This is a genomic window from Paraburkholderia sp. BR10923 (assembly GCF_040948765.1).
Classification (GTDB): Bacteria; Pseudomonadota; Gammaproteobacteria; order Burkholderiales; family Burkholderiaceae; genus Paraburkholderia; species Paraburkholderia youngii.
Genome location: NZ_JBFPKO010000064.1, coordinates 1 through 10,570, shown reverse-complemented (window position 1 = coordinate 10,570; position 10,570 = coordinate 1). Strand labels below are relative to the sequence as shown.

The window sequence follows — 10,570 nt, the reverse complement described above, 5'->3', positions numbered from 1 at the left end:
ATAACTTTCGACGACTGCGCATCCGCTTCGAACGGCTTGCATTCATCCATGAAGCCTTCATGAAAATTGCCTGCTGCATCATCTGCTGGCGAAAGCTGAAGAACTCATTTTGTTATCGCCTCTAAGCGAGCATGATGGACCAATGACCGTTTTGCCTTGCAAGCTGCCATGCGCCGTTGCTCGCTTTGAACGACCGGAGAGGGTCGATACTGTTGAAAAAGTCACTGCTCGTCCTTCGCGCTAGGTTTTTAGGGGTCTTCTTACCCTTGGCCGGTGTGCGCGAGCGGTCTGTGGGCCGATCTGAGAGGTCGATTTTCTCGCGGCGGGACTGATAAAACCACGCAGCGACTTTTTCAACAGTATCGGCCGAGAGCAGCCCGACGCGTCAGGAAACAGCAACACCGCGAGCCTGACGGCGAATTTCTCCGACATGCTGGCAAGCGTCGGATAGTCCGACTCGTTGAACAGCCCGATGATCAAGCATTTCGATGTCGCTCGGCGCATACCGCGTATCTTATGTCGCATACCGTGTAATTGAAAGCGGAGCGCGGGAGGTATCATTTTGCCAATTCCGAACAGACCCAAAGGGCGCCCAAAGCATTCACGTCGCAGTGAGTAACCCCGCGTCAAATTGCCCCGGTGCGGGACATGGTTGCCACTATGACCCGCCATCTCGTCCACGTGCAGCTTCGTCAAAGATCGGAGAAAGTGATCGATGAGGTTATATCCGCTCGCGCCCGCCTACGATGCCGGCGGCATTTTCGAACTCGCCGTCGAGCCAGGGCGCCGCTTTTCTGTTGCAATCTACCGGCAAGGCATCGGAGAAGCGCTCGAGTTCCACTGCGGCATCCTTGTAGAGGACCGCGGCGCGATGGATTGCGACAGCGTGAGTGGCCAATGGGTGCTGACTTCGCCGCGCGGACGAACCGCAACGCGTTGCGACGCTGCATGGCGGTGGCCGAGCTTCCGGTTTCGCTTCGATCGTGCCGATGCGACGTCGGGGGTGTATGTCGCGGTGGCTTACGAGGTGCGCGCCAACGGCGAGCCCGTGCGCCCGCTGGGGCGCAACTGCGCCGCGCACGAGCCTCTATACGGGCTGCCGCCGGACAGCAGAAGTATGGCAATGTTGGTCGCGCGCCCTCCTCGACCATCGGCGTCGGTCGCTTACATCGTGCCTGTCGCGACGTATCAAGCGTACAACTCGATCGGCGGCGGCGGTTTTTATCACGATCCCGTTCGACGTAAGAAACCTGTCACGACCGTGACCCTGCTAAGACCAGGTGGCGGCTTCGGGGCGCAGTTCGGCGAGCCTGCCGACCCCTATGAACCTCGGTCCCCGCGCCAACAGTTCCCGCACTGGGACGCGAAGTTCGTGCGCTGGCTGCAGGCGAAGAACATTGCTTGCGACTTCTACTCCGACCTGGATCTCGATGATGGTGACCGGCTTGATCTAACCCAGTATCGCTGCGTGCTTAGCGTGGGTCATCATGAATACTGGAGCGGGCGCATGCGTGACAGGATGGCCGGCTTCATTGCAAACGGCGGACACTATGCGATCTTTAGTGGAAACACCTGCTATCGGCCAATCGAATTTTCGCGCGGCAGCCCTCACGCTCCCGATCTGCGCGTGACTCGCCTCGCGGAAAATTGGCCCGGTCACGACGAAAGCGACCTGATCGGGCTCAGTTATGGTTATGGCGGCGGCTGGTGGGGAGAATGGCGTCTACTGCGTGGTGGCTGGATCCGGCGCGAGCGCCCAGCAACCGGATTCCGGGTCGAGGACGCGAGTCACTGGGCGCTCGCCGGTACGGAGTTGAACAACGGAGACATTTTTGGTGCCGAAGATCGTCTGGTGGGCTACGAAGTAGACGGCTTGCCGCCGAACCCCAATGGTTTCCACGTGCTTGGCATGACAAGCGCGCTGAATGGATGGGACGTCGGCGGACGCGGCGTATTTGGCGTGCTGCAGCGGGCGGCTGGAAGAGGAGTTCAGCCGGGCATCGTCTTCAACGCAGGCACGACAGATTGGGCTCGCGTGCTCATGGATCCGCACGCCGAAAGTCATGCTGTCGTCGACCGTATCACCAGCAACGTCTTCGAACGCTTGCTGGCCAATCCGAGCAATCGCGACAGACAGTCCGTTACAGCACAGGCTTAATGACGATTCTGCCGCGCACCTAAAGTCGCGCGGGGATATCTGGTGCTGGCCTGAAGAAGCCACGTAGCGTCAGTTGGTTTGACATGAGAGCCGACCATGCTTAATCCGCCAGATAGAAGAGGAGTGTACGGCTTCCTCGGTAAAGCCATAAAGTGGCCTGTTAAAAGGTTTGTCCCCCAGCGATCAAGGCCACGATACTGCCGGCTCACAGCGTCTCAATCTCGGATGCGACGTGGAATCAGGCGTACGGCTCGGGCACCTGGGATTATCTGGGGACGACGCAGGAGATTGCCCGCTATAGCGTGATCGCCGGGTGCAAGCACCTGAAACCCGCCGCGCGAGTGCTCGACGTTGGATGCGGCGCTGGTGTTCTTGCAAGTTGGCTTTCGGGCGCCTCGATTTCTAGCCATTTCGGCGTCGATCTTTCCGAAGTCGCCATTGAGCAGGGCCGCCAGGCGAATATCGATGGAGCGGAGTTCGCCGTCGCCGATGCCGCTACCTTCGAGCCTTCGCAGGTATTCGACGTTATCGTCTTCAACGAGATGCTTTATTACCTGGAAGAACCGGAGGAACAGATTCGTCGACTCGCGCGCTGTCTCGCGCCCGGGGGGCTATTGATCGTCAGTATCTGGTATCACGACGACGGAATACGGACGTGGAACAGGTTGAAGGCTGCCTTCGACGAACTCGAGCGTGTCCGTATCACACACGCGTCGACGCGATTCAAATGGGACGTGGCCGTGCTGAACTTGCGGTAAATTTTGCACGCATGCATCTGATCAAATGCCGCCCCTGAGCGGCCGCCTCGAGCCACGCTGTTCTGGAAAATCGCAGGCATCGCCCGCGCCCCAAAGGGCGCCCGCACCCTCCGTTGCGGACGTGCCGGCATCCGTCGCGTCTCAGCTCAAAGTCCCAAAGTCACGGCGCGGCGTTTGTTTCTGAGTACGAGAAAGTGAAAATGCTTCGCAAGGAATTGCGCGGCGCAACTGAGGACCCAAGGGTGATGCATTGTGTGCCGAAAGGCTTGTGCGAAACGTCTTTCACGAACTGCCTCGGTGACATCGACCCAGCGAAGCTGGGTTTCGAGGGTTCGCTGCCGATGCGCACACGCGTGGGCTAATCTTCCTGACAGCGCGTGCGATGCGCGGAAACGCGCGTTTGCTTCGAGCATGCCTCGAAGCGCCCGTCGATCCGCTGACTTGTCTGTGGAAAGCGAATCATCACGTCTGCGATAGTGGTAACCCATAGCCGGATAGACGACCATTTCCGCTTCGTGCCTGACCAACATGCGCAACAAAAGATCGAAGTCTTCGGCGGAGCGAACCCGCTCGTCATACCGAAGCTCGGACAGCAGTTCGGTTCTGATCATGGGCTGCAGATAGCCGAGTTGCGGCGCTTTGACAAGCGCAACGGCATCGACGGTCCTCGCGGTCCGCAGGCCAAGCAGCGAATACCCGGTCAGCGAGCCGCTTTCGCTCATGATGAGCAAGTCGTCCGCTACAATGCCCGCGCCGTCCGATTCGGCCCTTGCGAGCATCGACTGAAGGCGTCCGTCCGCAAACACATCATCACTGTCGAGGATCGTGATCCAGCGTCCTCGCGCACATGCCAGCGCACGGTTGCGCGCGACCGAGGGCCCCGCGTTGGAAGAAGATGTGAGGAGAACGATACGTGGGTCGTTAGCAGCAGCGGCGCGGACAATCTCAGTGCTGGCGTCGGTTGACGCATCATCAACAACGATCAGTTCCCAATCCGCGAGGCTCTGTCTCTGGACCGACCTGATCGCCTCTCCGATCCAGTTCTCTCCATTGAAGTTGGCCATCACGACAGTGACAGAAGGTGCCAACGCGGAAATGCTCGTACGATTCGCGGTGGCTGGCTCCTTGTCGTCGAAACCGCTTTGAAGTACCGCCGATGCGAGATTTTTGCCCTTTAAGCTCATAGTCATGGTTCTGACGCAAGTTTGCAAAGATTGTCGGACAGCGTTCTGCTGAAGTCGGGATAGGCGGAAATAGCGCGGGCGATGCCGTATCGCACCCCAAAGCGAGGGTGGAGATTTTCCAGATCGACGGGTTGCCTGCGACGATGCCCTCGCAGTCGGACTCCCCAAGTAATAGAGGCAAAGCCCCGCTGAGTCGACAGATAATTGGTGGTCTCGGTGCGCGCCCCCACATATAACGATCGAATGGTGCGGGTTTGTCCTGGATAGGTGTGCGACGTATTCAGCACTGCCGATGGCAATGAACAGGCCGAGGAATCCTGTGAGATCCTGCCAACACCACGGCGGTTTTACACGCAGGTCAGATGAAATCTGACCGTCCTGGCGCGGCCCGAACATATGCAAAACAGGTTGAAGCCAATTTAACGCAGAAGCCGAGTGAAGCGCCACTTTCCATATGTAAGTAGTGTAAGTGGCAGTTGAAACGCAACAGCGAACGTCACGTATTCGAATCGGTCCTGAGTCGATGCATGGCGGAGGGACTCGTCGGCGGTGAAGGCTTCGCCGTCGATGCGAGCATCGTCAAGGCCGACGCCAATCGTGCTCGGTATCCCGGGTGCCGACGTCGCCAACTGGAGGGTGAGCGAAGAGCATTTCGATGCTAGCCTGGATTGTCCAGGAGAAAGAGATCCCGCTGTCGGCTCCTCCAGTCGCACGGGCGGGAACCCGCAGGCTGGCCTCGTCCGGAACATCGCCGGAGACTTCATGAAACAGGCGGGTGAGCGGATCGGCCGATCTCGATTGCCTGGTTCTCATGAACCGTCCGGTCAACGCCGATGACCTTTGAGAACATCGCGTCGCACAGCTCCCGCCAGCGGAAGAGCTCCGCGCGCTGCCCGATATGCATGGTCTCCGACGCCTTGCGGATCGAGGTGCGCTGACTACGCAGTTCGTCCGCGACGCGATCCGCGAGATCGGGAAAATCCAGCGACCGGCCCTGTGCCTCGACGGCCTTGCGCAGGTTCGACTCACGGTATAGCGTGAACTTGTCCGGCGTGCCGAAGTAACCATTGCGCACGACATGTGTGAGCGCCCGCGGGAATGTTTCGCCAAACTCAAGCAGCAGTTCGAGACTGTCGCGCTGGCGGTTAATGACCCATAACACGACGAGACGCCGGGCCATGTCATCCAGCGTACTGGCTAGCGTTCCGCCGTACCGGGCAACGCCGGCCTGACTGCGCGCCGCCGTATTGACGATGACCGTCGCATCCCGATGCTCAGCGCAGAAATCGACGAAATCGATCCAGCCGCCCGCCTCATCCAGATCACATGAGGCGCATTCGATTTCATCATGGACGGCTTTCATGACATCGGGATTTGACGTGTCCGTCTCCACCAGCACGGTGCGGACATCCGTGCGCCAGAGATATTCGACCAGCGCCAGCGTGACGAAACTCTTGCCAACGCCGCCCTTGCTGCCGCCGACCATATAGATAGCAGGATCTTCCATTGCCATTTCGTACCTTTACAGGTTTTCGGTATCCGGCCTGATCGGAAATCCGAGGAAGCCCTGGATCTCTGTGCGTTCCGGCCGGGTGATTCCCCCATCCCCTTTCCGTTGTGATCCGACGCGCGCATGGCTCGAATGTGATGGCTTCGCCTGAGTGCCCTTCTTCACGCGAGGTGATGTCATGGCGGCATTCGTAGCGACGTGCCGCTCCACCTGCACGGCCTTTTCTTCCCTGGCAGCGCGCTGCATCGCGTATCGCAACGTTCCAGCGCTGATTTCAACACCGTCCTGGGCGATCTGCTGGACGATTTCTTCCTGCGTGTAGCCCTTTCTCTGTGCATCGATAATTTGAGGCTGCATGGACCTCATTGCGTCGCGGACATCGACGCGGTGCTCATGCGCGGGCTTTTCCGGCAGTGCATCGAGACGGCGCGCTGCGGCGTCCCATTGCGCCTGGGTAAAGCTTTTCGCCGTCGGCATGATTGGCTCCTGCACACTCCTTCCATGCCATCTTGCAAAGGGGACTGGCACGCGTCAATACGTGGAAACAGGCTCGAACCGGCGTGATGGAATGTTCTGGATTGAATAGGACTTCTCTGGAATAAAAAACTTTTTTTGCGCCGTCGCGCGCGCGCAACGTACCGGGATTTGCGCGTCGATCAATACGAGTGCATCGGCCTTCAGTTCGAATGATCAGAGGCTCTGCGTTGACAACGGGCCGCACATGAAATCCGTCACTCGCCAATTTGCGTCGAATGATCGCTGGAATTGATGTGACGTGTCGGTCCGATGTCATTCCTGCGGGACCGTGCGGAAATGTCTTTGTTCAATTTGCGCGAGCGTCTGCATTCTGGCACGCGGATTCAATACGACCTTTGAATTTTTCTGTGCGGAGCACGGCAGTCCATGCTCATCCACGTTGCGTCATCCGTCACCTTCGCGATGCCGGTCAATCATCTATTTGCGTGGTGGGGGAAGACCCACTCACGCGATACGATATTTTTTCTGCCGGGCCAGTTCGTTTTGCTGCGTGGACGAGTAGATTTTTTTTGCAGCAGGTGGTCATTTTTTTGCGCGACCATCGGTGACCACACTCAAAGGATTTGCGGATGACAAAAGAAAGAGAATAACGACGAGGGATGGCAGGATAGGCAATCGCCGGTTTTGGGCGCCCAAGGATCAACGCTGAGTGAAGAACTCGATTAGCTGCCGACGCGATACCCTCTTTCGAAATAAAACCTTGCCAGACACGTCCTGGCCGTGGAGGTGAAATAAGCGCTTGACGATGAAAACGCAAACAGCATTCGGAGGAGCACAGTAAGCGGCTCGCGGTGGCCGTTGTAGACGGCCGCAAGTATCGGCATCAAAGTGATGTCCATCATTTTCGAAGTGGTGGACACCATTTTGTCAGAGCCAACACAGAGGCCCGGTAGCCGTAAAGGTCGCCCGAACCATAGTGCCGAATTCCGTCGTCGCCTGGCGATGGCAGTTTGCGAACCGGGGGTGTCAATCTCCAGGTTGGCCCGCAAGAACGGCTTGAACGCGAACCTCGTGTTCACCTAGCGGCGCCGATATCTGGCGGAACAGCAAGCCGAGGCGGTGCAACTCGTTCCAGTGGCAATCGTGAACGAGGTGTCATCGGTCAATGAACCTTCTGCGCTGCCAGAGTCTGAGGTCGTGAGGCCCGCTGCGCCGGCCGGGTCAATCGAGGTTCGGATCGGCCGGGCACTGGTTAAGGTCGACGGTATTGTCGACGCTGAGATGCTTCGGACAGTGTTGGGGAGCTTGCGCTCGTGATTTCTCTGCCAACGGGTACGCGTATCTGGCTTGTTGCGGGCATCACGGCCATGCGCTGCGGCTTCCAGGGCCTGGCTGCCAAGGTGCAAGGCACTCGAGGAGAATCCGCTGGGCGGCAACCTGTACATTTTTCGCGGGCGCCGCGGCGATCTCGTGAAGCTTCTGTGGGCGACCGACGACGGGCTTTGGCTGATCGCAAAGCGTCTGGAGCGAGGCCGTTTTATCTGGCCACAGGCCGATGGCGGCAAGATTCATCTGACGAGCGCACAGTTGTCGATGTCGCTCGAGGGCATCGACTGGCGACAGCCACGACGCACCGCCGCACTCTCGATGTTGTAAACCGCGAGGAAGGCTCGTAAACTGCGACGCATGCCCGATCAAGCGCCGCTGCCCGATAACGTCGCCGAGCTCGTGCCATGGTGCTCGCGCAACAGGCATCGCTGCTTGAGCACCAGGCATCGATCGCGAAGATGGTGCAGGAACTCGCCGCGCGAGATGACGAGATCGAACGCCTGAAGGCGCAGATCGACAAGCTCGAGGCGCAGCTGGAGGACCTGACGGGCGGCCGTGGTGCTGCCGAGGCGCGTAACAGCGAGACGGGACACCGAATGCGCCGGCCAGCAAATCGGCTTCGCGAGAGCCGCTCCCGCCACACCTGCCGCGCGAGGAGATCGTACTCGAGCCTGATCCGCTCTGCCCCAGATGCGCGACGAACATGCATTCGCTGGGCGAGGCGCTCGGGCTCGGCGGACCTGCGGCAGTCTGGTTCACGTACTCGTCGGACCGCAAGGGTGTTCATCCGCAAACGCATCTCGCCAACTTCGAGGGAATCCTGCAGGCGGATGCCTACGCCGGCTTGATCACCTGTATGCGAACGGCGACGTGCACGAAGCGGCGTGCTGGGATCACGCGAGGAAGTACATATACGACGTTCACGAGCGTACACCGACTCCAGATACCCGGAAACTACTCGAGATGATTGGCGAGCTCTACAGCATCGAAGCCGACATTCGCGGCAAACCACCCGATGAGCGGTTCCCTGTGCGGCAGGAAAAGAGCAAACCGCTGCTCAACACGTTCGAATCGACGATCAGGGCCAAGCTTGCGACGCTGTCGAAGAAGTCCACGCTCACGGGCGCGATCAACTACTCGCTGAACCACTGGGCGGCACTCACGTTCTACTGCGAGGACGGATGCGCCGAGATCAGCAACTACCTGTTCGTCGGCTCCGACAGCGGCGGTGAGCGTGCGGCGGCGATGTACAGTCTCATCGGTACGTGCGAACTCAACGAAATCAACCCACGTGCCTATCTCGAATACGTGCTCACTCGTATTGCGGACCACAAGGTCAACCGCATCGACTAACTGCTTCCCTGGAACGTGGCCGTCAAACTGAATCCGGCCACTCCGCCCCCGCCCGCCGTTTGACCGGGCAGATCCAGATAGATCGTGTCCACGATCATGGAACGATCTCACGTGATCTACCCGGACCTCCTCACGCCCTCACATCATGCTCCACGCGCGCGCGGATCGGGGACCGGCCCTGCCGAGCCGCTTACGCTTACTTTCAAAGATGAGCAAGGTACTGCCGTCGGATCACGCGGGTTTTTTGCGCCGGTGATTTGCACGGTATGGCTGTTGATGCGCCAGCACCGCCCAGCCTATTAGGGCGAGCTTGGTGGCCATGGCGACGATTACGACGTTCAACGGACGCCGCTGTTTCATCTGCTCCACCCACTGCCCCGGCTCTTTGGTCCGATAGATAATCCTGCGCGTTCCATGAACCAGCAAAGTCCTCAGATATGTGTCACCTCGCCTACTGAGTCCTCACAGCCTGATATCCCGCCCAAGCCAGTCTGGCCCGGCACAAGACCCAGCCATGCAGCAAACTCGCGGCCGGATCTGAAGGCTTCGGCGTGTTCCATCGTTGCCACTGCCGGCGTCGAAGTGGGTAGCCCTACGCAACGAATTGCTGCGATCGCTTTGGCTGAGTGATCGTCCTTCATCCACTCCCGCAACCGGCGCTCGATCTGACCGACCTGCCGGTCGATCGTATCCTGGCCTCTCCACTGCTCTCGCAGCGAGTCGATCAATACCGCGGGAAGACGTCCTGACAACCTTTCCAGAACTCCGGCCATCCCCTTTTCAACCGTTGCCCTACTGTAGAGCGTCAAGCATGAAGTCCGGCCGAACGACAATTATCTTGTCCGGTCAGCGGGGGTAATTGTCGCTGTTCAAGAGGTCATAGTTGTCGCTCCTTGTGACTCGGGATCCGGTAGTTGACGCCGCCGTGCAGCCTTGTTGTCGGTGGCGTTCCGACGCCGGTAGCTCTCGACGTTCAGTTCGAAGATCGTCGAGTGATGGACCAGGCGATCGATGGCGGCCACGGTCATGGCCGGGTCGGGGAAGACGTCATTCCAGCCGGAGAACGGCTGGTTGGCTGTGATCAGAAGGCTGCGTCGCTCATATCTTTCAGCGATCAGCTCGAACAGCACGCTGGTTTCGGCCTGATCCTTTCGGACGTATGAGAGGTCGTCGAGGATGATCAGATCGAAATGATCGAGCTTGGCGAGCATCGACGGCAACTGCAGGCTCTGGCGTGCAACCTGTAGCTTCTGCACGAATTCGCTGGTGCGCGTGAACAGCACCCGGTAACCGGCGTCGATCAGAGCGTGGCCGATGGCGGAACCGAGATGTGTCTTGCCGCCGCCGGGCGGCCCGAATAACAGGATCGTGGCCCCTTTCTCCAGCCACGAATCGCCGCTGGCCAGCGCCATGACGTGCGCCTTCGAGACCATCGGCACCATGCTGAAGTTGAAGGTATCGAGCGTCTTGGTCGGATCCAGATGCGATTCGATGCGGTGCCGCTCAATGCGCCGTTTCACGCGCTCGGCGAGTTCGTGTTCGAGCAGTGCACCAAGTAGCCGCGTGGCCTGCCAGCCTTCCTTGTCGGAACGCTGGGCAAATTCAGGCCACAGCCGGCCGATGGTCGGCAGCCGCAGCTCATTGAGCATCAACCCCAGACGGGCGGCATCGTAAGTAGCAGCGGTGTTCATACCGGCACCTCGTCATCGAGCAGCGTGTCGTAGAGTGCCGCCGATGGCGTCTCAACCACCACTTCGGGACACTGGGGCTGATGCGGTGCAAATTCGTGACGCAACTGCTC

8 protein-coding genes and 3 pseudogenes are annotated in these 10,570 nt (G+C 59.3%); 6 read left to right on the top strand and 5 right to left on the bottom strand.

The features are described from left to right. The 3 genes and pseudogenes from AB3X94_RS40360 to AB3X94_RS40350 form a co-directional block, all read left to right on the top strand. Positions 1–125, top strand: a pseudogene (locus AB3X94_RS40360) (IS5/IS1182 family transposase); the annotation flags it as partial. A 746-nt stretch (positions 126–871) separates the two neighbouring features. After that, entirely contained in the window at positions 872–2,158 is a 1,287-nt protein-coding gene (locus tag AB3X94_RS40355) for a N,N-dimethylformamidase beta subunit family domain-containing protein (RefSeq protein ID WP_312883631.1), read from the top strand. 302 nt (positions 2,159–2,460) lie between these two features. Beyond that, a complete protein-coding gene (locus AB3X94_RS40350; RefSeq protein ID WP_368614382.1) occupies positions 2,461–2,916 on the top strand; it encodes a trans-aconitate 2-methyltransferase in 456 nt (151 codons plus the stop codon). Positions 2,917–3,062: 146 nt separating this feature from the next. Here AB3X94_RS40350 and AB3X94_RS40345 read toward each other — a convergent pair whose 3' ends face one another. The 3 genes from AB3X94_RS40345 to AB3X94_RS40335 form a co-directional block, all read right to left on the bottom strand. Further along, positions 3,063–4,100, bottom strand: coding sequence for a glycosyltransferase family 2 protein (locus AB3X94_RS40345; protein ID WP_246391814.1), 1,038 nt, complete (start codon positions 4,098–4,100; stop codon positions 3,063–3,065). A gap of 760 nt (positions 4,101–4,860) precedes the next feature. Then, positions 4,861–5,613 carry a protein mobD gene (locus AB3X94_RS40340; protein WP_368614381.1) on the bottom strand — a complete coding sequence of 251 codons (753 nt, stop codon included), beginning with the start codon at positions 5,611–5,613 and terminating at the stop codon, positions 4,861–4,863. Positions 5,614–5,622: 9 nt separating this feature from the next. Beyond that, complete coding sequence (locus tag AB3X94_RS40335) at positions 5,623–6,087, bottom strand: hypothetical protein (RefSeq protein ID WP_368614380.1); 465 nt, start codon at positions 6,085–6,087, stop codon at positions 5,623–5,625. Positions 6,088–6,978: 891 nt separating this feature from the next. Between AB3X94_RS40335 and AB3X94_RS40330 the strand changes: the two genes are divergently transcribed. The 3 genes and pseudogenes from AB3X94_RS40330 to AB3X94_RS40320 all read left to right on the top strand — a co-directional run bounded on the left by AB3X94_RS40330 (position 6,979) and on the right by AB3X94_RS40320 (position 8,769). Next, a complete protein-coding gene (locus AB3X94_RS40330; protein ID WP_281374982.1) occupies positions 6,979–7,170 on the top strand; it encodes a transposase in 192 nt (63 codons plus the stop codon). A gap of 264 nt (positions 7,171–7,434) precedes the next feature. Then, positions 7,435–7,743 carry an IS66 family insertion sequence element accessory protein TnpB gene (gene tnpB, locus AB3X94_RS40325; protein WP_368614379.1) on the top strand — a complete coding sequence of 103 codons (309 nt, stop codon included), beginning with the start codon at positions 7,435–7,437 and terminating at the stop codon, positions 7,741–7,743. Between the two features lie 30 nt (positions 7,744–7,773). Beyond that, positions 7,774–8,769 (top strand): annotated as a pseudogene (locus tag AB3X94_RS40320) (transposase). A 231-nt stretch (positions 8,770–9,000) separates the two neighbouring features. Here the strand turns inward: AB3X94_RS40320 and AB3X94_RS40315 are convergent. Both AB3X94_RS40315 and istB read right to left on the bottom strand, forming a co-directional pair. Next, positions 9,001–9,563: pseudogene (locus AB3X94_RS40315) on the bottom strand (transposase); the annotation flags it as partial. A 75-nt stretch (positions 9,564–9,638) separates the two neighbouring features. Beyond that, a complete protein-coding gene (gene istB / locus AB3X94_RS40310) occupies positions 9,639–10,460 on the bottom strand; it encodes an IS21-like element helper ATPase IstB (RefSeq protein WP_368614378.1) in 822 nt (273 codons plus the stop codon). Between the last annotated feature and the right edge of the window lie 110 nt (positions 10,461–10,570).